Origin of the sequence: Bradyrhizobium sp. LjRoot220, assembly GCF_964252915.1 — a bacterium.
Lineage (GTDB): Bacteria > Pseudomonadota > Alphaproteobacteria > Rhizobiales > Xanthobacteraceae > Bradyrhizobium.
In genome coordinates this window covers 211,222-231,429 of sequence record NZ_CAXUPS020000006.1, presented here as the reverse complement: position 1 = coordinate 231,429, position 20,208 = coordinate 211,222, and the positions used below count along the sequence as shown (strand labels likewise).

21 protein-coding genes and 1 tRNA gene are annotated in these 20,208 nt (G+C 62.5%); 9 read left to right on the top strand and 13 right to left on the bottom strand.

Going from position 1 to position 20,208, the window contains the following annotated elements; all coding sequences use genetic code 11:
- The first annotated feature begins 64 nt into the window (after window positions 1-64).
- The 5 genes from ACSQ84_RS24410 (at window position 65) to ptsN (ending at window position 5,064) form a co-directional block, all read left to right on the top strand.
- Window positions 65-712 carry an LptA/OstA family protein gene (locus ACSQ84_RS24410; protein WP_436214274.1) on the top strand — a complete coding sequence of 216 codons (648 nt, stop codon included), beginning with the start codon at window positions 65-67 and terminating at the stop codon, window positions 710-712.
- 190 nt (window positions 713-902) lie between these two features.
- Entirely contained in the window at window positions 903-1,931 is a 1,029-nt protein-coding gene (lptB, locus tag ACSQ84_RS24405) for an LPS export ABC transporter ATP-binding protein (RefSeq protein WP_436214273.1), read from the top strand.
- Between the two features lie 93 nt (window positions 1,932-2,024).
- A complete protein-coding gene (rpoN, locus tag ACSQ84_RS24400) occupies window positions 2,025-3,698 on the top strand; it encodes an RNA polymerase factor sigma-54 (RefSeq protein WP_436214272.1) in 1,674 nt (557 codons plus the stop codon).
- 71 nt (window positions 3,699-3,769) lie between these two features.
- Entirely contained in the window at window positions 3,770-4,372 is a 603-nt protein-coding gene (gene hpf, locus ACSQ84_RS24395; RefSeq protein ID WP_436214271.1) for a ribosome hibernation-promoting factor, HPF/YfiA family, read from the top strand.
- Window positions 4,373-4,602: 230 nt separating this feature from the next.
- Window positions 4,603-5,064, top strand: a complete 462-nt coding sequence (gene ptsN, locus ACSQ84_RS24390) for a PTS IIA-like nitrogen regulatory protein PtsN (RefSeq protein WP_436214270.1) — start codon at window positions 4,603-4,605, stop codon at window positions 5,062-5,064.
- A 16-nt stretch (window positions 5,065-5,080) separates the two neighbouring features.
- Here ptsN and ACSQ84_RS24385 read toward each other — a convergent pair whose 3' ends face one another.
- A complete protein-coding gene (locus ACSQ84_RS24385; RefSeq protein WP_436214269.1) occupies window positions 5,081-5,617 on the bottom strand; it encodes a GNAT family N-acetyltransferase in 537 nt (178 codons plus the stop codon).
- Between the two features lie 114 nt (window positions 5,618-5,731).
- On the opposite strand from ACSQ84_RS24385, the gene ACSQ84_RS24380 reads away from it, so the two are divergent.
- Complete coding sequence (locus ACSQ84_RS24380) at window positions 5,732-7,459, top strand: tetratricopeptide repeat protein (RefSeq protein WP_436214268.1); 1,728 nt, start codon at window positions 5,732-5,734, stop codon at window positions 7,457-7,459.
- A gap of 195 nt (window positions 7,460-7,654) precedes the next feature.
- Here ACSQ84_RS24380 and ACSQ84_RS24375 read toward each other — a convergent pair whose 3' ends face one another.
- The 8 genes from ACSQ84_RS24375 to ACSQ84_RS24340 all read right to left on the bottom strand — a co-directional run bounded on the left by ACSQ84_RS24375 (window position 7,655) and on the right by ACSQ84_RS24340 (window position 14,963).
- Window positions 7,655-7,921: a DUF1150 family protein gene (locus ACSQ84_RS24375; RefSeq protein ID WP_436214267.1), complete on the bottom strand. Its 267-nt coding sequence runs from the start codon at window positions 7,919-7,921 to the stop codon at window positions 7,655-7,657.
- 50 nt (window positions 7,922-7,971) lie between these two features.
- Window positions 7,972-8,397, bottom strand: coding sequence for an Hsp20 family protein (locus ACSQ84_RS24370; RefSeq protein WP_436214266.1), 426 nt, complete (start codon window positions 8,395-8,397; stop codon window positions 7,972-7,974).
- Window positions 8,398-8,635: 238 nt separating this feature from the next.
- Entirely contained in the window at window positions 8,636-9,727 is a 1,092-nt protein-coding gene (locus ACSQ84_RS24365) for a sn-glycerol-3-phosphate import ATP-binding protein UgpC (protein WP_436214265.1), read from the bottom strand.
- A 7-nt stretch (window positions 9,728-9,734) separates the two neighbouring features.
- A complete protein-coding gene (gene ugpE, locus ACSQ84_RS24360; protein ID WP_436214264.1) occupies window positions 9,735-10,583 on the bottom strand; it encodes a sn-glycerol-3-phosphate ABC transporter permease UgpE in 849 nt (282 codons plus the stop codon).
- Complete coding sequence (gene ugpA, locus ACSQ84_RS24355; RefSeq protein ID WP_436214263.1) at window positions 10,583-11,467, bottom strand: sn-glycerol-3-phosphate ABC transporter permease UgpA; 885 nt, start codon at window positions 11,465-11,467, stop codon at window positions 10,583-10,585. Before ugpA ends, ugpE begins: the two co-directional genes overlap by 1 nt.
- Before the next feature lie 139 nt (window positions 11,468-11,606).
- Window positions 11,607-12,920: a sn-glycerol-3-phosphate ABC transporter substrate-binding protein UgpB gene (gene ugpB / locus ACSQ84_RS24350; protein WP_436214262.1), complete on the bottom strand. Its 1,314-nt coding sequence runs from the start codon at window positions 12,918-12,920 to the stop codon at window positions 11,607-11,609.
- A 246-nt stretch (window positions 12,921-13,166) separates the two neighbouring features.
- Window positions 13,167-14,372 (bottom strand): CaiB/BaiF CoA transferase family protein, encoded by a 1,206-nt coding sequence (locus tag ACSQ84_RS24345; RefSeq protein WP_436214261.1) that lies wholly within the window; start codon window positions 14,370-14,372, stop codon window positions 13,167-13,169.
- 165 nt (window positions 14,373-14,537) lie between these two features.
- Window positions 14,538-14,963: an organic hydroperoxide resistance protein gene (locus ACSQ84_RS24340; protein ID WP_436214260.1), complete on the bottom strand. Its 426-nt coding sequence runs from the start codon at window positions 14,961-14,963 to the stop codon at window positions 14,538-14,540.
- Window positions 14,964-15,130: 167 nt separating this feature from the next.
- Here ACSQ84_RS24340 and ACSQ84_RS24335 point away from each other — a divergent pair, with 167 nt between their 5' ends.
- Entirely contained in the window at window positions 15,131-15,586 is a 456-nt protein-coding gene (locus ACSQ84_RS24335) for a MarR family winged helix-turn-helix transcriptional regulator (RefSeq protein ID WP_436214259.1), read from the top strand.
- An 11-nt stretch (window positions 15,587-15,597) separates the two neighbouring features.
- Here the strand turns inward: ACSQ84_RS24335 and ACSQ84_RS24330 are convergent, their stop codons facing one another.
- The 3 genes from ACSQ84_RS24330 to ACSQ84_RS24320 form a co-directional block, all read right to left on the bottom strand.
- The gene (locus ACSQ84_RS24330; RefSeq protein WP_436214258.1) at window positions 15,598-15,837 is read right to left on the bottom strand and encodes a GIY-YIG nuclease family protein; all 240 of its coding nucleotides are present in this window, start codon (window positions 15,835-15,837) and stop codon (window positions 15,598-15,600) included.
- 149 nt (window positions 15,838-15,986) lie between these two features.
- Window positions 15,987-16,062: transfer RNA gene (locus ACSQ84_RS24325), tRNA-Ala, on the bottom strand.
- 65 nt (window positions 16,063-16,127) lie between these two features.
- Window positions 16,128-16,547, bottom strand: a complete 420-nt coding sequence (locus tag ACSQ84_RS24320; RefSeq protein WP_436214257.1) for a TIGR02300 family protein — start codon at window positions 16,545-16,547, stop codon at window positions 16,128-16,130.
- Between the two features lie 146 nt (window positions 16,548-16,693).
- On the opposite strand from ACSQ84_RS24320, the gene aroA reads away from it, so the two are divergent.
- A complete protein-coding gene (aroA, locus tag ACSQ84_RS24315) occupies window positions 16,694-18,031 on the top strand; it encodes a 3-phosphoshikimate 1-carboxyvinyltransferase (protein WP_436214256.1) in 1,338 nt (445 codons plus the stop codon).
- 18 nt (window positions 18,032-18,049) lie between these two features.
- On the opposite strand, the gene ACSQ84_RS24310 is transcribed toward aroA, so the two are convergent.
- Window positions 18,050-19,039 (bottom strand): Bug family tripartite tricarboxylate transporter substrate binding protein, encoded by a 990-nt coding sequence (locus tag ACSQ84_RS24310; protein WP_436214255.1) that lies wholly within the window; start codon window positions 19,037-19,039, stop codon window positions 18,050-18,052.
- A 251-nt stretch (window positions 19,040-19,290) separates the two neighbouring features.
- On the opposite strand from ACSQ84_RS24310, the gene cmk reads away from it, so the two are divergent.
- Complete coding sequence (cmk, locus tag ACSQ84_RS24305; protein WP_436214495.1) at window positions 19,291-19,920, top strand: (d)CMP kinase; 630 nt, start codon at window positions 19,291-19,293, stop codon at window positions 19,918-19,920.
- Window positions 19,921-20,208: the final 288 nt, after the last annotated feature.

Sequence of the window (20,208 nt, the reverse complement as noted above, 5' to 3'; positions counted from 1 at the left end):
TCCTCCGGCAAATCTGCCAGCACGAAATGATTTTGTGATGGTGCTTTCCTCGCGCAGTTTGACTATGGCGGTACTCGCGCTTGCGCTGATCGCACCCAGCGAAGCATTTGCGCAAAGCTCGGCGTCGGCGCCAAATGCGATGCAGGGCTTTTCGCAGAATCGCGATCAGCCGATTCAGATCGAAGCTGCGTCGCTGGAAATGCGCGACAAGAAAAAGGAAGCCACGTTCGCCGGCAATGTGAAGGTCGTGCAGGGCGACACCACGATGACGTCGAAAACGCTGGTGGTGTTTTACGATTCAGGTTCGGCGGCGCCGGCGACGCCCACCACTGCCAAAGCGAAGGCGGCTAAATCCGCGCCGATCCAGTCTGCGACCCCGGGACCGGGCGGCAGTTCGTCGATTCGCCGGCTGGAGGCCAGAGGCAGCGTCGTCGTCACGCAAAAGGACCAGGTAGTGACCGGTGAGACTGCCATCTTCGATACCCGGGCCAACCTCATCACCATGACCGGTAGCGTCGTGCTGTCTCAGTGCAGTAACGTGATGCGTGGCGACCGCCTGAAGGTCGACATGACCACCGGCGTGTCGCGGGTCGAATCCGATACCAACAAGGTGCATGTCCTGGTCGAGCAGGGCTCACAGGGCTGCGGGCCGGGGGCTGCGCCGGGCGGCGCGAAGCCGACGATGCCCTTGCAGCTCCCGGGCAAAAAATAAGACAAATCAAAGCCTTAAATATTATTTTGCGCGCCCGTGGTTGAAGCTGGGGTTCCGAGCCTGTATCTACTGGCCGGGTGCGGCAGGGTGTTCCACTGGGCAGGGAATATCCAATCATTCATGCTTTGCGGGCGGATCGATTCGCCGGCGGGTGTCGCGGGGAGCGCCGTGAAAGGCTAAGCGAAGCGGGATGGTGGATTTACTTGGCATGTTCCGTCGACGCCCCGCGAAACGCGGGCCGGCAGGATTTGCGCGTTCGCACGAGGACATCACCGCGCTCGGCGATTCCTTTGGCGACATGCTGACAAGCCCGGTGCGCGATGCGCCCCCGATGGCGCGCGCCGTCCCGCTGAACGGGCTGGAATTGCCGGAGCCGCCCGAGCTTGCCGTGGAGCCGCCGCGCGCGGAACCGCGCGCGCCAGCTCCCAGGCAGCAATCTTCCAAACACCAATCTCAAAAGACCAATGGCGCGGCCGCGCCGCGCCCGATCCAGCGGCAGGGCTATCTGGCTGTGCATAGCGTGGAAAAGAGCTTTGGCTCCCGCCAGGTCGTGCGCGGCGTCAGCATCTATGTGCGCCGCGGTGAGGCGGTGGGTCTGCTGGGGCCGAACGGCGCCGGCAAGACCACGGTGTTCTACATGATCACCGGGCTGATCAAGGCTGATCGCGGCGCCATCGAACTCGACGGCCACGACGTCACCAAGCTGCCGATGTACCAGCGCGCGCGACTCGGCATCGGCTACCTGCCGCAGGAAGCCTCGATCTTCCGCGGCCTCACGGTGGAGCAGAATATTCGCGCGGTGCTCGAGGTGGTCGAACCGTCGAAGAAGAAGCGCGAAGCCGAACTCGATGCGCTGCTCGATGAATTCAACATCACGCGCCTGCGTAAATCGCCGTCGATCGCGCTGTCCGGCGGTGAGCGTCGCCGCGTCGAGATCGCGCGCGCGCTGGCGACCCGTCCAAATTACATGCTGCTCGACGAGCCCTTCGCCGGCATCGATCCGATCGCCGTCGGCGACATTCAGGATCTGGTCCGCCACCTCACCAATCGCGGTATCGGCGTCCTGATCACCGACCACAATGTGCGTGAAACGCTCGGCCTGACCGACCGCGCCTATATCGTCTATGCCGGGGAGATCTTGACAGAGGGCAGCCCGGACGAAATCGTCAACGATCCGGATGTACGCCGTCTTTACCTTGGCGAGGAATTCCGCCTGTAGCCCTTTTTTAGCGGACGTCAAGCCGTGTACATCAGCTTTGGAGTAAGATAAGCAAGAATCGGACCAACTTTCAGTGGATCGGTTCTCGCCTCCATGGCCCTGACGCAGAGATTAGAATTCCGCCAGTCGCAGTCGCTGGTAATGACGCCGCAGCTGATGCAGGCGATCAAGCTGCTGCAACTGTCGAACCTCGACCTCTCGGCCTTCGTCGAGGAGGAACTGGAGCGCAATCCGCTGCTGGAGCGCGCCAATGACGGCCCCGAGGCGCCGGTCAGGGGTGAGCCCGTCTCGGAACAGGCAGAATTCTCTAATTCCGGCGATTCCCAGAGCTATGGCGACGAGGGCGGCGCCGAGCCGGGCGATATGGGCGGCAGCGGCTCCGGCGACAATTTTGAGCCCGGCCAGTTCGAGGCCGGCCAGGAAGACTGGCTGAACCGCGATCTCGGCAGCCGCACGGAAATCGAGCAGACGCTGGATACCCCGCTCGACAACGTGTTTTCCGAGGAGCCCGCGGAAGCGGCGGCCCGCGCGGCGCAGGATGCCGCGCCGACCGCCTACACCGAATGGGGCGGCGGCGCGTCGAACGACGACGATTACAATCTGGAGGCCTTTGTCGCCGCCGAAATCACCTTGGGCAGCCATCTCGCCGAGCAACTGGCAGTGGCTTTCCCCGGGCCGGTGCAGCGCATGATCGGACAATATCTGATCGATCTGGTCGACGATGCCGGTTATCTGCCGCCGGATCTGGGACAGGCCGCCGAGCGGCTCGGCGCCTCCCAGGCCGAAGTCGATGCGGTTGTCGCCGTGCTGCAGAAGTTCGACCCGCCCGGCGTTTGCGCGCGCAATTTGAGCGAATGCCTCGCGATCCAGCTCCGCGAACTCAATCGCTATGATCCCGCGATGCAGGCGCTGGTCGAGCATCTGGATTTGCTGGCCAAGCGCGATATCGCCGCGTTGCGCAAACTGTGCGGTGTCGACGACGAGGACATCACCGACATGATCGGCGAGATTCGCCGGCTCGATCCCAAACCCGGTCTGAAGTTCGGCTCGGCGCGCACCCAGACCATGGTGCCCGACGTCTACGTGCGGCCGGGTCCGGATGGCGGCTGGCATGTCGAACTCAACAGCGACACGTTGCCGCGTGTGCTGGTCAATCAGGTCTATTACACCGAGCTGTCGAAGACGATCCGGAAAGACGGCGATAAATCCTATTTCACCGACTGCCTGCAGAATGCGACCTGGTTGGTCCGCGCGCTCGATCAGCGCGCGCGCACCATCCTCAAGGTCGCAACCGAAATCGTGCGCCAGCAGGACGGCTTCTTCACCCACGGTGTGGCGCATCTCCGGCCGCTTAACCTCAAGGCGGTGGCGGATGCGATCCAGATGCACGAATCGACGGTGTCGCGGGTGACCGCCAACAAATATATGGCGACCAACCGCGGCAGCTTTGAACTAAAATATTTCTTCACCGCCTCGATCGCCTCGGCCGACGGCGGCGAGGCCCATTCGGCGGAAGCGGTCCGCCATCACATCAAGCAGTTGATCGACGCGGAAGCCCCGGTCGCGATCCTCTCCGACGATACGATCGTGGAACGATTGCGCGAGTCGGGGATTGATATAGCCCGCCGCACCGTCGCGAAGTATCGCGAAGCGATGCGAATTCCCTCCTCGGTGCAACGCCGCCGTGACAAACAAAGCATGCTCGGTAACGCGCTTTCAGCCCCTGCCGCTTCTTCCGACCGGTCCCGTGATACGGCTCCGGCCTGATTGCGTTCGCGCCAAATCGCGATAGTGTCGGCTTCCCGACGGAGTGAACGTGGCATCAAGCGAGGCATCAAATGACCCTTCGAATCTCCGGGAAAAGCATCAGCGTCGGCGAAGCGCTTCGTTCGCGCGTCAGCGAGCGCACCGATGAGGTCCTGCGAAAATATTTCGACGGCAATTATTCCGGCCACATCACGCTGAGCAAGGATGGCTTCGGCTTCCGCACCGACTGCTCGCTGCACCTCGATTCCGGCATTACCCTGGAAGCCGATTCGAACGCCACCGACGCCTATGTCAGCGCCGACCAGGCGCTGGTGATGATCGAAAAGCGCCTGCGCCGCTACAAGAGCCGGCTGAAGGACCGCTCGGCCCGCAAGACCTACGCGGCGGCCACCGAGGCGCTGGCCGGGATGGGCCCGCCGATACTCGACGCGCCGAGCTATATCATCGAGGCCCCGGAGGGCGACGAGGAGGTCACCGAATATAGCCCCGTCATCATCGCGGAGGCGACCAAGTCGCTGAAGCGGCTGTCGGTCAGCGAGGCGGTCATGGAGCTGGATCTGACCGGCGCTGCCTGCGTCGTGTTTCAGCACGGCAGCAGCGGCCGGGTGAACATCATCTACCGGCGCCCCGACGGCAATGTCGGGTGGGTCGACCCCCCGGCGGTCACCCCATGACGGTTATGCCCGGCAGCGTTGACGTCCAAGCCAAAGCGGCGCTCAGGTGCGCCGCCCCTTGGGATAGCGTGCAGGAACTTGCCCGCAGGAGTTGGCACCGGTCATGCGTTGGAGTAGAAGCCCTCACATCGGGACCCGGACCTAAGCCCGCCTCCCGTCTCATCTTCTTGACGCCCCGAATCCAGAACCTTGTTCACACCCAGACGGTCTAATTCACCTCGGAACGCCCCATGACGATTACCGATCTGGTCGCACCGGAGGCGATACTCCCCGCGTTGAAGGTCATCAGCAAAAAGCAGGCGTTGCAGGAATTGGCGGCGCGTGCGGCGACCCTGACCGGGCAGAACGAGCGCTCGATTTTCGAAGTGCTGCTGCAGCGCGAGAAGCTGGGAACCACCGCCGTTGGCTACGGCGTCGCGATTCCGCACGGCAAGCTGCCCAAGCTCGAAAAGCTGTTCGGGTTTTTCGCCCGGCTTGAACGCCCGATCGATTTCGAAGCGATGGACGGCCAGCCGGTCGACCTGGTGTTTCTGCTGCTGGCGCCGGAAGGCGCCGGCGCCGATCACCTGAAGGCGCTGGCGCGGATTGCCCGCCTGCTGCGCGATCAGGACGTCGCCAAGAAACTGCGCGCCTCCCGCGACGCCCAGGCGATCTATTCGGTACTGGCGCTGCCGCCGGCCAGTGCGGCGTAATAGCCCGGCCTTCGAATCAGCCCGCTGTGCTGACGGCAGGCGGTTGCGGCAGCGCACACGACAAATACCGGACCGTGCGGTTGCCGTCATAAACAGTGCCGGTACCGACCTCGTCAAATCCCAGGGCTGTGTGAAACGCGTCCGACGCCGGATTCGGCGGTTGCCTGTTGACCTCGCAGACGACGCGATCGTGGCCCGCTTCAAAAGCCTGCCTGAACAGGTCGTCGTAAAGCCTGCGCGCAAGACCGCGCCCGCGCGCGGTGGGTGCCACCACAATCCGGTCTACGTACACAAAGCGGGGATAGCGGGAGCGGAACCAGAGGAAATTCGGGCTGTCGTATTGGGCGTTCTGATCGAAGGCCAGCAGGAAGGCGTCGAGGCTGCCTATTCGCCGCACCAGGAACGCCTGTTCGACGAGATGCTGCAGCCGCTCCGGTTCGAGCCAGGACAATTCCCGCGCATGTTCGTTGTTGAGCACAAGCAGGGCGTTGCCGAGCGGCTCACCCTTCGAGGCCTCAGCCGCGGTTACAGACAGTAAATCCCGATCACGCATGCATTTCCCGTCCGCACCTTCGTGCAAGCTCCTGTTCGCGCGCATTCTCTTTTAGATTGAAAATCATGGCAAGGACCGCCAATCTGGGCAGAGACATTTCTGGTAAATCGCCAAATGACATTGAAGACGCTGTTCATTGCCTTGACGTTGCTATTCACACCCTGTGTTGCTCACGGCAAAACCGACCGGGACATGAAGATTTGCGATGCCGAGGATGCCGAGGTGGCTGTTCCGGCTTGCACGCGCCTGATCAAGACGGAGAAGCTTGACCAGGAGATCCGCTCGGCCGTTCTCGCGCGTCGCGCGACTGCCTATTGGCGCAAGCAGGATTATGATCGTGCGATCGCCGATGCGAACACGGCCATCGTACTCAATCCGAAAAATGCTGAAGCGTATATGCGACGTGGTAGTTGCTACATCAGCAAGGGCGATTACGAAAGGGCTCTCGCGGACACCAATGAGGCGATCAATGTCGATCCCAAGAACTTCAGGGCCTACAGCAACCGCGGTATGCTTTGTATAATTCGACGAGATTTCGATAGAGCTATTGCCGAAGCCACCAAGGCGATCGAGATCAACCCAAAGTTCTCCAACCCCTATTCCGTGCGCGGAATGGCCTACCAGGGCAAAGGCGATCAGGACCTTGCCGTTGCCGACCTTGCAATGGCGATCGAGTTGGACCCGAAATCGGTTGGCGCGTACACTAGCAGGGCTCACATCCACGCGATCAAAGGGGAATACGATAAGGCAGTCGCTGACCTGACAAAGGCGATCGAGATCAATCCGAAATCCGCCGACCTCCACGTCAATCGGTCAAACCACTATCTGCAAAAGGCACTTATTGATTCGGCGATCGCGGACGCCAGCAAAGCGATTGAGATCAATCCCAGACTTGCCACGGCTTACGATCATCGCGCCCATGCGTTTCTGCGGAAGGGAGAGTTTGAGCGAGCTATCGCGGACGCCACCCAGGCGATCGCGATCGATCCGAAATTGGCTCAAGCCTATGTCAACCGCGCCAGCGCTTATCACCAAAAGGGTGACACGGAGCGGGCCTTCGCTGACAACGCCCGAGCGATTGAACTCGATCCGAAATTGGCCGGTGCCTTGGTCAGCCGCGCCCAGGCCTTCGCGCGAAAGCAGGATTTTGATCGATCCATTGCCGATGCCACCAAAGCGATTGAAATTGATCCAAAGGACGCACGCGCCTTTGACAGTCGTGGTTACGCCCATTGGCGCAAAGGCGAAGACGAACTGGCTATCGCCGACGCGACCAGCGCACTGGCGATCGATCCGAAGCTTAGCAACATCTACTGGTACCGTGCACGGGCATATGAACGAAGGGGCGAGTACGCACTGGCTGTGGCCGACCACGACAAGTTGGCCGAGGCCAATCGAAACAATCCCGGATACGCAAATGTTGCGGGTCTGGCGCGCTTCGTTATGGGGGACTTCAAATCTGCTTCCGATGCACTCGAGTCAAAGACCGATGTTTACGGGATATTGTTCCGCTATCTTGCACGCGCGCGGGCAGGTGACGCGGGCGGGTCGGCTGATGCCGAGCTAGCTGACAAGGCTCGGCGTGTCGGGCTTTCGTTCAGGACGTGGCCGTACGCGTTTATCGAGCTTTACCTCGGCCAACGCACACCTAGCGAAATGTTCAAGGCGGCGGTCAAAACGACGGATCGCTGTCTTGCCCATTTCTACATAGGGGAATGGCATCTGCTGAGAAAAGAGCTTGCCGAGGCGTCGGTGGATCTGAAGGCTGCCGCCGAGCTATGTTCAAAGGATGGAATCGAATACAGGGCCGCGGTCGCAGAACTGTTCCGCCTAAAGCTCTAAGGCCTCAGCTCAGTATTGGTGCCAGGCGTGGAAGCGCCCGTTACGCGTGAGAATGCTATCGGCGAATAACGGGCGTCTGTCTGCGGTCAAGCCGAGAACAAACGCCCGCATCTAGAATTCAGATGCACCTCACCATCGACCGACTGCTTTCGGCAGCCGACATGCGTCGGCTCAGTGACAGCAGCAAGTGCTGCGTCAGTGCACACTGACGGCCTGCAGTTCGTTGCTCCATGCATTGGCGATCGCCGCCTCGCGGCTGTCGGTCAGCATGATCGGCGTACCGTCGGCGGCATGCAGCGCGAACAGTTTCAGTCCCGGCGCGATCATCGGCGCCTGCGGAAACAGTCCCGGTACGTCCTCGGAACGGATTTGTTTCACGTAGGCGATATGCCCTTCACCGAGATGGGCCAGCGCCTCAACGGAAACCTTTTCTGATTCGAACGTCACACTCACATCACTCATGGTCTCGACTCCTCTATGAGACTAAGCGGTCGAGTCCGCTCCTCGTTCCATTATTCGTGTTCATTGATAGCAATTGTCTTAACGACCCTTTCAGGTTCCGGCCTGGCAAGATCGATCGACAACAGCCCGTTTTTCAAATCCGCGCCCAGCACGTGCATCCCCTCCGCCAGCACGAAAGTGCGCTGGAAGTGGCGCGCGGCGATGCCGCGATGGATGTATTGCCGGGCCTTGTCGTCCTGCTGGCGGCCCCGAATCACGAGCTGGTTTTCCTCAATGGTCACATCGAGTTGGTCACGGGTAAACCCGGCGACCGCCAGCGTGATGCGCAAGCGTTCGGGTTGCCCGTTGCTGCGGTCGCAGCGCTCGATGTTGTAGGGAGGATAGCCGTCGGCGCCTTTGACGACGCGATCGAGCGCACGCTCAATTTCGTCGAATCCCAACAGGAACGGACTGGATAACGATGGAACACGAGACATTACAAAGTCCTCTCGAAGCGACTTTGAGGGGCCCTTGCGGCACCCCATTCGACCGGCTGGCGGGTTTGCTGCCCTGTCAAAGGGCAATATGGGGGTGATTTGAGGAGGGTTCAAGCGCCTCAGGAACCATCGTAAATCGGCCGCGGCGGCCTATCCAAATGTCATTCCGGGGCACGAACCGAACCCGGGAATCTCGAGGTTCCGGATATGATCCTTCGGACCATTCCGGAATGACGGGTCATCCACCGACCCGCTTGCGGCCGTCGGCGGTAAATAGATGCAGCTTGTCGGGGGGCGCCACCGCCCGGATTCGTTCCCCGATGCCGGGGGCGATGGCGCCGGGAATCCGCACGATCACCTCTCCGGGCGGCAGTTCACCGGGGTTGGCAGCCACGGCCTGCGTCTCGTGCTGCCGGGTGCCGTAAATAAAGGTTTCGGCCCCGACGCGCTCGATCGCCTCGACGGTGAGGCCAAGTGCCACACCGCCGCCGACGGCCTCATTCGAGATGACGAAGTCTTCGGGACGAACGCCGAGGATGCCGGCTTCCGTCAGGCGGCTGTCGCCGGCCAATTGCGATTTGAGTTCATCGGACCGCAGCGGCATCAGGTTCATCGGCGGCGCGCCGATGAAGGAGGCGACGAAGGTGGTGGCGGGCTTCTGGTAGACGTCGAGCGGGTTGCCGATCTGCTCGACCTGGCCGCCGTTCATTACCACCAGGATGTCGGCCAGCGTCATCGCCTCGAGCTGGTCGTGGGTGACGTAGATCGCGGTGGTCGAGAGGCGGCGCTGCAGCTTGCGGATCTCGACCCGCATCGCGATGCGCAGCTTGGCATCGAGGTTCGACAGCGGCTCGTCGAACAGAAACACTTTTGGCTGGCGCACGATGGCGCGGCCCATCGCGACGCGCTGGCGCTGGCCGCCGGAGAGCTGCTTCGGCTTGCGATCGAGCATGGTGCTGAGTTCGAGAATGCGGGCGGCTTCCTGCACCCTTGTGTCGATCTCGGGCTCCGGCATGCGCCGGTTGCGCAGGCCGTAGGCCATGTTGTTGTAGACGCTCATATGCGGGTAGAGCGCGTAGTTCTGAAACACCATCGCGATGTCGCGGTCGGCCGGCTCGATCTGGTTGACGATACGGCCGCCGATATCGATCTCGCCGCCCGTTATTGTCTCGAGGCCTGCGACCATGCGCAGCAAGGTGGACTTGCCGCAGCCGGAGGGGCCGACCAGCACGCAGAACTGGCCGTCGCCGACTTTGAAGTCGATGCCCTTGATGGCCTCGAAGCCACCGGCGTAGGTTTTACGAACGTCGCGGAGAACTACGTCGGCCATCTCAGTCCTACTTCTCGGTCTCGACCAGGCCGCGCACGAACAGCCGTTGCATGAATATGACCACCGCCACCGGCGGCAGCATGGCGAGGACGGCAGTTGCCATCGCCAGCTGCCATTCGGCCAGCTCGTCGGTCGTCGTCAGCATCTTCTTGATGCCGGTGACAATCGTCTGCATCGAATCCTGCGTGGTGATCAGCAGCGGCCACAGATATTGATTCCAGCCATAGATAAACTGAATCACGAACAATGCGGAGATCGTCGTTATCGACAGCGGCAGCAGCGTATCCCAGAAAAACCGGAAGGGTCCGGCGCCGTCGATGCGCGAGGCTTCCAGCAACTCGTCCGGCACCGTCATGAAGAACTGCCGAAACAGCAGCGTGCCGGTCGCCGAGGCGATCAACGGCAGAATCAATCCGGCATAGGTGTCGAGCATGCGCAGGTCGGCCACCACCTTGTAGGTCGGATAGATGCGGACCTCGACCGGCAGCATCAGGGTGACGAAGATGATCCAGAACGCGGTTTTGCGGAACGGAAAGCGGAAATATACCACCGCATAGGCGGACAGGATCGAAATGCAGATCTTGCCGACCGCGATGCCGATCGCGGAGATGAACGAATTGAGCAGCAGACGGCCGACCGGTTCGGGCGCGGTGCGGGAGCCGCCGATAAAGACGGCGCGGTAGTAATTTTCGAGCGCCTGGCCGCCTGGCGACATCGGCATCCGCCCACCGACCACGGTCGCCGCGTCATGGGTCGAGGCGATCATGGCGACATAAACCGGAAACGCGACAATGAACACGCCAAGGGTGAGGATGGCGTAGGCGATGATGTCGTTCCACGGGCGATGCTCGACCATCAGTACTGCACCTTGCGCTCGACATAACGGAACTGGACCGCGGTCAGCGCGATGACGATGACCATCAGCACCACCGATTGCGCCGCCGAGCCTCCGAGATCGCCGCCAAGCCGGCCGTCGGCGTAGACCTTGTAGACCATGGTCGTGGTCGCGCCGGCCGGGCCGCCGCCGGTCACCGCGTCGATGATGCCGAACGTATCGAAGAACACGTAGACCACGTTCACGACCAGCAGGAAGAATGTGGTCGGCGACAGCAGCGGGAACACGATGGTCCAGAACCGCCGCATCGGGCCGGCGCCGTCGATCGCGCCGGCCTCGATCACGCTCTTGGGGATCGACTGCAGTCCGGCGAGAAAGAACAGGAAATTGTAGGCGATTTGCTTCCACACCGCAGACATCACCACCAGGGCCATGGCGTGGTTGCCGTTCAGGAGCGGATTCCATTCGAGGCCCATCCCCCGGAGCGGCCGCGCCAGGGTGCCGAGCGATGGGTGGAAGATGAAGAACCACAGTACGCCGGCCACCGCCGGCGCCACCGCGTAGGGCCAGATCATGAAGGTCTTGTAGGCCGGCGCTGCCTTGAGGTTCTTGTCGGCCTGGCTTGCGAACAACAGCGCGATCGAGAGCGACAGCCCCGCGACCAGCGTCGAGAACACCAGTGTCGTCAGCATCGCCTTGTAATATTCGGGCTGTGCAAACAGCGCCTGGTAATTCTCCAGGCCGACGAATTCGGAAACAAGGCCAAAGGCATCCTCACGCTTGAACGATTGCAAGACCGCCTGGCTGGCTGGCCAGTAGAAGAATACGAATGTGATGACGAGCTGCGGCGCCAGCAGTGCGTAGGGAAGCAGCTTGCTGCTGTTGAAGACCGCGGACTTTTCCATTCAGGGCGTCTTGTCCAGTTCGGCCGGCCAGCCGGCTCGAATCGGTGATGGGCTTTGGGTATCGAAGGAAGGCTCCCTCTCCAAACCGGAAAGGGAGCCTTATCGCAGGTCTATTTATAGAAGGTCATTTATCGAAAGCTTATTTTGCCGTCTTTTCAAACGTCCGCAACATGGCATTGCCGCGCGCCACGGCCGCGTCGAGTGCTTCCTGCGCGGTCTTCTTGCCCGCGAGGGCCGCCTCGATCTCCTCGGACCAGAGTTCGCGCATCTGCACCATGTTGCCAAAGCGCAGCCCGCGCGAATTCTCGGTCGGCTCCTTGTTAGTGAGTTCCTTCAGCGGCGTCTGCAGGATGGGATTCTTCTCGTAGAAGCCATCGGCCTTGGTCTTTTCATAGGCCGCCTTGGTGATCGGCAGGTAGCCGGATTCCTGGTGCAGCTTGGCCTGCCGGTTGGTGTCGGACAAGAACGCGAAGAATTTTGCGACGCCTTTGTACTCCTCGGGCTTCTTGCCGCCCATCACCCACAGCGATGCGCCGCCGATGATCGAGTTCTGCGGAGCGCCGGCGACGTCGGGGTAATAGGGCATCGGCACCGAGGTGAAGTCGAACTTGGCGGTGCTTTTCGCGGTCCCGTAATAGCCCGAAGACGTCAGGAAGATCGCGCACTCGCCCGAGGCGAACCGGGCTTCGCCGCCGTTGGCACGGCCGGCGTAATCGTAGGTTTTGTCTTTCTGCAGGTCGACCAGGTTCTGCAGGTGCTTGACGTGCAGCGGCGAGTTGAACTTCAGCTCGGTGTCGAAACCGTCGAGCCCGTTCGCCTTGCTGCCGATCGGCACGTTGTGCCAGGCGGAAAATTGCTCGATATGGACCCAAGACGCCCAGGCATTGGAAAAGCCGCAGGTCTCATGACCGGCTGCCTTCAGTTTCTTGGCGGCAGCGAACACTTCCGGCCAGGTTTTCGGGATCTCGGCGATGCCGGCCTTCTTCAGCTCATCCTTGTTGATCCACATCACCGTCGACGACGAGTTGAAGGGAAACGACAGCATGTCGCCCTTGGAGGTCGAGTAGTAGCCCGTGATGGTCGGCAGGTAGGCCTTGGGATCGAACGGTTCGCCCGCGTCCTTCATCAGCTGATAGACCGGCTTGATGGCGCCGGTGGCGCTCATCATGGTCGCGGTGCCCACTTCGAACACCTGAATGATGTGCGGTGCGGTGCCGGCGCGGAACGCGGCGATGCCGGCGTTCATGGTGTCGGCATAGCCGCCCTTGAAGGACGGCGTCACCTTGTAGTCCGACTGGCTGGCGTTGAAATCTGCCGCAAGCTTGTTGACGACGTCGTTGTTGGCGCCGGTCATCGCGTGCCACCACTGCAGCTCGGTCACGGCGTGGGCAGGTGTGGCGAGCGCAAGCGCGACAGTAATTGTCGCCGCCGCGCCGAATTGTCGAAATGCCATGTAATTCCTCCAGGTTTGGGTCGTCATCTTCGTTTCGCGCGATAGCAGCGCCGGATGACGTACAAATGACCGTATAAGCGAAAGCAGGGTATTGGGGAAGCGGGCGCCAAGGGAAGCCGGAAAATAGGCGAAGGCCGACGAACCAAACGGTGCCGTGGCCCCTGCGAACAGGCCCATGCCGCGTGATCTATCGAAAGGCTAGGATCGGGTCCCCGCGTTCGCATGCGTTCGCAGGGGCGACAGCGGTTACCGCTTCCGCTCCGACCCGCAGACCACGCCCTTGGCGACCAGGGCCTCGACCTCGCTATTGGAATAGCCGAACTCGCCCAGCACCTCGGCGGAGTGCTGGCTGAACTTCGGCGGGGTTCGGCGCAGACTGGGTTTGGTTCGCTCCAGGCGAATCGGCGAGGCGACGCCCTTGTACCAGTCCTTCTCGATGACATCGCCGCGATGCAGCGTGTGGGGAGCGGTCAGCGCCTGGTCGATCGACTGCACCGGACCGGCAGGCAGGCCAGCCGCCAGCAGCCGGTCGCAGAGCGGCCCGGCATCGTGCTGGCTGAACACCGCGGCGAGTTCGGCGCGCAGCGCGTCGCGGTTGGCGATGCGGTCCTTGTTGCGGGCAAAGCGCGGATCGGTGCCGAGTTCGGGCTTGCCGATTTCCCTGGCGAGCTTGCGGAAGGTGCCGTCATTGCCGACGCCGATGAAGATGTTGTCGGTGCGGGTCGGAAAGATCGCATAAGGCACCAGATTGGGATGCTCGTTGCCGGTCAGGTTCGGCGGCTTGCCGTGCATGAAATAATTCGCGGTGTGCGGGTGCATGATCGCGAGCCCGGTTTCATACAACGTGGTCTCGAGGAACTGGCCGAGACCCGAGCGCTGCCGCTCCGACAGCGCCATCAGGATGCCGATCGCGGCATAGAGCCCGGTGGTGATGTCGACGAGCGGGACGCCGATCCGCATTGGGCCGCTTTGCGGCGAGCCGGTCGCGGCGATCATGCCGGTCATCGCCTGGATGATCGCGTCATAGCCGGGATTGCCGCCGCGCGGGCCGTCGCCGCCAAAGCCGGAAATCCGGCAATGCACGAGTTTTGGGAATTTCGCGCGCAGCACGTCGTTGCCGATGCCCCATTTGTCGAGCGTGCCCGGCTTGAAATTCTCGATCAGGACGTCGGCGGTCTCCAGCATCTTCAACAGCACGATGCGGCCGCCGTCGGAGGCGAGGTCGAGCCCGATCGAGCGCTTGTTGCGGTTGATGCCGACGAAATAGGCCGCATCCTCCTCGTGGAACGGAGGGCCCCAGTCGCGCACCTCGTCGCCGGCGGGCGGCTCGACCTTGATCACATCGGCGCCGTGGTCGGCGAGAATTTGCGTGCAATAGGGGCCGCCGAGCACGCGCGTCAGATCGATCACGCGCAGGCCGGTCATCGCGCCGGGAGCCGCTGCAGAACTCATGGAGAAAAACCTTCGCTCAGGAAATGGAATTCCTGAGCTAGCGGTCTTCGGGCGCCGCGGCAATGGCCCGGCGCGCGCAGGTGCATGCAAGGACAGAAGGCGCACGGAAACGGCCCGCTGCCTGATGCAGCGGGCCGTTCAACGCCATGGTTACACAGCGGGTCGTTACACCACGGTCAGGCGCACATCCACATTGCCGCGGGTGGCGTTGGAATACGGGCAAACCTGGTGGGCCTTCTCGACCAACGCTTCGGCGTCGGCGCGGGCAAGGCCGGGCAGCGAGACGGCAAGATCGATGTCGAGGCCAAAGCCGCCGGCCGCGCGCGGACCGATGCCGACGGTGGAGGTCACCGACGCGTCGGCGGGGACCTTCGGGCCGCCTTGCGAGGCGACGAATTTCATCGCGCCGATGAAGCAGGCGGCATAGCCGGCCGCGAACAGCTGTTCGGGATTGTTGCCGGCGCCACCGCCGCCGCCGAGTTCCTTCGGCGTGGCAAGCTTGACGTCGAGCGCGCCATCGAGGGTCGCGGCGTGGCCATCCCGGCCACCGGTTGCCTTGGCGCTGGTCTTGTAGAGCACATTCACGGACATCATCGTCTCCCTTTGGGGTGGTTTTCGGTGGGAGTTCTATTGCATGCAATTAGATTGTGCGCAATAGAAATATTGTCTGAGCCGCAATTTAATTGTATGCAATTGATCTGGTTGGCCCTTGCCCCTACATGAAACCGCGGGCGAGATCCGGATGGCGAGGCGCGCACATGGTCAGGAAACCGGCGGTGGATCCGCTGCTCCTAGGCAATCAAATCTGTTTTGCGGTGTATTCCACGGCGCACGCGTTCAACCGCGTCTACAAGCCGCTGCTCGACAAGCTCGAGGTGACCTACCCGCAATATCTGGTGATGATGGTGCTGTGGGAGCGCGACGGCGTGCCGGTCAAGGATATCGGGGAAAAGCTGCTTCTGGATTCCGGCACCCTGACCCCGTTGCTCAAGCGGATGGAGGCCGCCGACCTCGTCAAACGCACGCGCAGCACCGAAGACGAGCGCCAGGTGCTGATCGCATTGACGCCGAAAGGGCTCGCGCTTCGCGAAAAAGCCAGGACGGTGCCGCAGGCGATCCTGGCGAGTTCGACGTGTTCGGTGGGCGAACTGGTGGCGATGAAGAATGAACTGATCACGCTGCGCGACAAGCTGAACGCGGCGTTGGGGGAGTAGGGGGGCGAAGGTTAGAGGCGCTTCTTGGCGAAGGCCCGACCGGAATGGGATTTCAGGTATTTTTCGAATTCCAGCGCGTTGTACTTATCCGGAAAAGCGCAATACCAGAGCAATTGCCAAGGCTTGAATTTGGCGGTGTGGGCGGATTTACCGGCATTGTGCTCGGGCATCCGCCGTTTCAAATCAGACGTCGCGCCGATGTATTCCTGATCGGGGAAATCAATGCTGCGGAGAATGTAGACGTACCACATGTGAACTCGCGCGCTTGGTTGGCGCGAACGCTAGGTGATATCAGTCATTCTCTCCAGCCCGTCTTCGCCCTTCGGGCTATGCCGGGCACCACGCTTCGCCCTTCAGGCTCCGTCGTGGCTGCGCCACGCGTAGCCCGAAGGGCGAAGCGTGGTGGAGCCAGGCGGGATCGAACCGCCGACCTCTTGCATGCCATGCAAGCGCTCTCCCAGCTGAGCTATGGCCCCTTAACCTGACCGCGCGCCTTGGGCGACGTGCGGGCATGACCCTGAACCACAGTTCAGGGCCGATCTCAAGTCTCTTCGTCGCTGCCGACGTCGCCAATGATGTCGGTGACGTCCTCGTCGCCTTCTTCCTCGTCGGGAATGAAGGTCGAATCGTCGTCATCGTCGCCTTCGATGGTCTCGTCGACCTCGATATCGTCTTCCGACTCGGGAACGACGGCCTTGACCTTGCCGCTGTTTTCCTCGGCATCCGCCTCCTCGAGCGAGACCTCTTCGACCTCGGCGGGTTCCGGCGCATCGGCCGCGGCGCTCGCAGAAGCCGCGGCTGCGCGTGCAGCATCACCGCGGGCGGCCCGGGGCGGCGCAATCGGCGCAATCGGCACGACCTCACCGGTATAGGGCGAGATGACGGGCGTCTTGTTCAGGTCATAGAACTTCTTACCCGTCGTCGGGCAAATGCGTTTGGTTCCGAGATCGGATTTGGCCACGTGTGAATCCTGGGAATTTCTGAAAAACGGTGCTTCACTTGGCTAGTTGCTAGGCCGCTGTCAATAGCGGTTTGTGCGTATGAGACGGCAGCGTGACGCGGTGTTGCCTATGTGATACCTGCCGCCCCGCGCAAGAGGACACAATCTTGACCCATTCACCCCACCCGACCCCGCTGGAATCCCGCTCCAGCGGCCCCCTGACCGGCAAAGTCCGCGTTCCCGGCGACAAGTCGATTTCGCACCGGGCCCTGATCCTCGGGGCGCTTTCGGTCGGCCAGACCACGATTTCCGGCCTGCTTGAGGGCGAAGACGTGCTCAATACGGCGAAATCGATGCAGGCGCTGGGCGCCAAGGTCGAACGATCAGGGTCGTTTGCCTGGCAGGTGAGGGGCGTCGGGGTGGCAGGCTTCGCCCAACCCGCCGCTCCGCTCGATTTCGGCAATTCCGGCACTGGTTGCCGGCTGGTGATGGGGGCGGTTGCCGGCTGCCCGATTTCGGCGGTTTTCGATGGCGACGCCTCGCTGCGCTCGCGGCCGATGCGGCGGATTCTCGATCCCCTGGAATTGATGGGCGCCAAGACTGGTGAGGCCAGGGAGGGCGGCCGCCTGCCGCTGACGCTGCATGGCGCCCGCGATCCCGTGCCGATCCTGTACCGGACCCCGGTGGCGTCCGCCCAGATCAAATCGGCGGTGCTGTTGGCGGGCCTCGCCGCGCCCGGGGTCACCACCGTGATCGAGCAGGAGGCGAGCCGCGACCATACCGAATTGATGCTGAAGCATTTCGGTGCGCAGATCGTCTCGACCCGGGAGGGCAGCCATGGCCGGAAGGTCGCGCTCACCGGCCAGCCCGAGCTGCACGGCGCCGATGTCGTGGTGCCCGCCGATCCCTCATCCGCGGCGTTTCCGATCGTGGCGGCGCTGATTGTCGAGGGTTCCGACATCGTATTCTCCGACGTCATGACCAATCCGCTGCGCACCGGCCTGTTCACGACCTTGCGCGAGATGGGAGCTCACATCGAGGAGAGCGAAGTGCGCGGCGATGCCGGCGAGCCGATGGCCACCTTGCGCGTGAGGGCCTCAAAACTGCGCGGTGTCGAAGTGCCGCCGGAGCGCGCGCCCTCGATGATCGACGAATATCTGGTGCTGGCGGTGGCGGCGTCGTTTGCCGAAGGCACCACCATCATGCGCGGCCTGCAGGAGCTGCGCGTCAAGGAATCCGACCGGCTGGAGGCGACCGCCGACATGCTGCGCGTCAACGGCGTCAAGGTGGAGGTCGCGGGCGACGATCTCATCGTCGAGGGCCGCGGCCACGTCCCCGGCGGCGGCCTCGTCGCCACCCACATGGATCACCGCATCGCGATGTCGGCGCTGGTGATGGGGCTTGCCGCCGACAAACCGGTCAAGGTCGACGACACCTCGTTCATCGCCACCAGCTTTCCGGATTTCATTCCGATGATGCGCGGGCTCGGGGCGGTGTTTTCGTAAGGCGGGCGCTTGCGCGGTTCAGGACGGCGCAAGCCCGAGGCTCGTCACCGCCTCCAGCCAGATCGGCGATTCTTCCTTGTATAGTTTCTGCGTCTCCTCGAAGGTCATCGCGGTATCGTCAACGCCCAATGATTTCATGAGCTGCCGCACCTTCTCGGTCTTGCTGCCGTCGACGAGGAGCTTTGACAGCTTCTGAACGATTTCCACCGGCGTGGCTTTGGGCACCGCGCAGCACTGGAAGCCGGTCAGCTTGAAGATCGGCGACGTCGCGCCCTGCTCCGTGAAAGAGGGCACATCCGGCAATACCGACATGCGCTTGCGCGAGACGGCGACGGCATGGCCGCGGCCGCTCTGCAGTACGGACACGGCGGCGGAATAGCTGCCGTGGGCGCCGTCGATGAATCCACCGGCCAGATCGGTCCACATCGGCGCTTCGCCGCGATAGTGAACCGCTTCCATCTTGAGGCCGTATTGCTTGTTCATTTCGGCGACCGCCATGTGCGCGTATGAGCCGGCGCCATAGGTGCCGATGTTGATCTTCTCGGCCTTCTTTGCGTAGGCGACAAATTGCGCGAGCGTTTTCGCGCCGGTCTTTTCGGCGGCGACGAACGGCAGGCTGCCCGCCGGCATGATCGAGACGATCGTGAAATCCTTGTCGGTGTCGTAAGGGATGTCCTTGATCAGAACCCGGTTCATGATCATGGTCGTCGAGATCGTGAACATCAGCGTATAGCCATCGGGCGCGGCGCGCTTGGCTTCGGCCGCCGCAACCGATCCGGAGGCGCCGGCCTTGTTTTCCACCACCACATTCTGGCCGGTCGTGGCGCGGATATATTCGCCATAGGTGCGCGCGAACAGATCGGTCTGCCCGCCGGCCGGATAGCCGGCGATGATCTTGATCGACTTGGTCGGCCAGTCGGTCTGTGCACCGGCCGAACTCCCGATCAGCTGAAACGCCGAGGCGGCCGCGGCGCTGCCAATGAAATGACGTCGTGAAATGGCGCTCATCGTGTCCCTCCGGTGGTGATCGTTTTTTGATCGGGATCCGCAGGCCCAGTGAATGGCATGTCCCGGCTGGGTTCAGGATAGAGGCGGGCAGCGGCGTGGGCGAGGAACATTTGGACGCATCCGGGTGGATCTGTTCGCCCTGCGGAATTCACGTTTTCCGGTGACGACGCGATCATTTCCGGGGGTGGCGGACCGATAGCCTCCGACGCACGGTCTTGACCATCGGTGCCGCTCTGTCGCACATGGCGCCCATGATCATCGCCATCGACGGACCGGCAGCGTCCGGCAAGGGCACGCTCGGCAAGCGGCTCGCGCACCATTACGGCTATCGCCACCTCGACACCGGCGTGATCTACCGCGCCGTGGCCAAGCTGCTGCTGGACCAGGGTTTTGAACTCACCGATGAAGCGCGCGCGGTGGCCGCCGCGATGGCGCTCGATCCGGAAGACTTCGGCCATCCCGAGTTGAAGTCGCAACGGATCGGCGAGGCCGCTTCGGTGGTTTCGGCCATTCCCACGGTGCGGGAAGCCTTAATCAGTTTTCAGCGCCAGTTCGCGGCCGATCCGCCCGGCGCGGTGCTTGACGGGCGCGATATCGGCACCGTGATTTGCCCGAATGCGGAAGTGAAGATTTTCGTCGTCGCCGACCCGCAGGTGCGGGCCCGCCGCCGCACCCTGGAAGCCCTTGCGCGCGGCGAAGCGGCGGATGAGGCGCTGGTGCTGGCCGATATTCTCAAGCGCGACGAGCGGGATCGCAATCGCGCCGCGGCCCCCCTGAAGGCGGCACCCGACGCGCATATCCTGGATAATTCCAATCTCGACATCGAAGGCGGCGTTCGCGCCGCGATCGCGATCGTCGAGGCCGTACGGGCCAAACTTTAAGCGCGGCGGAACGCTTGAGGTCGGGTTCCGGCGCAGGTCCCGGCGAAGGCGCTCCGAAGTCCGGCGATTGGGGCTGACATTCAGCCCACCAGCGGCCCCCAAGCCCCGCAAAATCGGGCATTTCCGCTTGCCGAAAGTGGCCCTTGGGGCTATATCCCCGGCCATCCGTGGCCGCCATCGATGAGATCAGGGCTGTCCGAGCGGGCCGGCAGGCGGTTTGAACGCATTCAAACTAAACGGCTGCCGTCATTGGAGGAAAGCCCGCTCCAGGTTCTTGAAGTCGATACG

What these genes read in the sequence shown, in the direction of transcription:
- ACSQ84_RS24410 (WP_436214274.1), top strand. Translation starts at nt 65, where the DNA reads ATGGCGGTACTCGCGCTTGCGCTGATCGCACCCAGCGAAGCATTTGCG.
- lptB (WP_436214273.1), top strand. Translation starts at nt 903, where the DNA reads ATGGTGGATTTACTTGGCATGTTCCGTCGACGCCCCGCGAAACGCGGG.
- rpoN (WP_436214272.1), top strand. Translation starts at nt 2,025, where the DNA reads ATGGCCCTGACGCAGAGATTAGAATTCCGCCAGTCGCAGTCGCTGGTA.
- hpf (WP_436214271.1), top strand. Translation starts at nt 3,770, where the DNA reads ATGACCCTTCGAATCTCCGGGAAAAGCATCAGCGTCGGCGAAGCGCTT.
- ptsN (WP_436214270.1), top strand. Translation starts at nt 4,603, where the DNA reads ATGACGATTACCGATCTGGTCGCACCGGAGGCGATACTCCCCGCGTTG.
- ACSQ84_RS24385 (WP_436214269.1), bottom strand. Translation starts at nt 5,617, where the DNA reads ATGCGTGATCGGGATTTACTGTCTGTAACCGCGGCTGAGGCCTCGAAG.
- ACSQ84_RS24380 (WP_436214268.1), top strand. Translation starts at nt 5,732, where the DNA reads ATGACATTGAAGACGCTGTTCATTGCCTTGACGTTGCTATTCACACCC.
- ACSQ84_RS24375 (WP_436214267.1), bottom strand. Translation starts at nt 7,921, where the DNA reads ATGAGTGATGTGAGTGTGACGTTCGAATCAGAAAAGGTTTCCGTTGAG.
- ACSQ84_RS24370 (WP_436214266.1), bottom strand. Translation starts at nt 8,397, where the DNA reads ATGTCTCGTGTTCCATCGTTATCCAGTCCGTTCCTGTTGGGATTCGAC.
- ACSQ84_RS24365 (WP_436214265.1), bottom strand. Translation starts at nt 9,727, where the DNA reads ATGGCCGACGTAGTTCTCCGCGACGTTCGTAAAACCTACGCCGGTGGC.
- ugpE (WP_436214264.1), bottom strand. Translation starts at nt 10,583, where the DNA reads ATGGTCGAGCATCGCCCGTGGAACGACATCATCGCCTACGCCATCCTC.
- ugpA (WP_436214263.1), bottom strand. Translation starts at nt 11,467, where the DNA reads ATGGAAAAGTCCGCGGTCTTCAACAGCAGCAAGCTGCTTCCCTACGCA.
- ugpB (WP_436214262.1), bottom strand. Translation starts at nt 12,920, where the DNA reads ATGGCATTTCGACAATTCGGCGCGGCGGCGACAATTACTGTCGCGCTT.
- ACSQ84_RS24345 (WP_436214261.1), bottom strand. Translation starts at nt 14,372, where the DNA reads ATGAGTTCTGCAGCGGCTCCCGGCGCGATGACCGGCCTGCGCGTGATC.
- ACSQ84_RS24340 (WP_436214260.1), bottom strand. Translation starts at nt 14,963, where the DNA reads ATGTCCGTGAATGTGCTCTACAAGACCAGCGCCAAGGCAACCGGTGGC.
- ACSQ84_RS24335 (WP_436214259.1), top strand. Translation starts at nt 15,131, where the DNA reads ATGGTCAGGAAACCGGCGGTGGATCCGCTGCTCCTAGGCAATCAAATC.
- ACSQ84_RS24330 (WP_436214258.1), bottom strand. Translation starts at nt 15,837, where the DNA reads ATGTGGTACGTCTACATTCTCCGCAGCATTGATTTCCCCGATCAGGAA.
- ACSQ84_RS24310 (WP_436214255.1), bottom strand. Translation starts at nt 19,039, where the DNA reads ATGAGCGCCATTTCACGACGTCATTTCATTGGCAGCGCCGCGGCCGCC.
- cmk (WP_436214495.1), top strand. Translation starts at nt 19,291, where the DNA reads ATGATCATCGCCATCGACGGACCGGCAGCGTCCGGCAAGGGCACGCTC.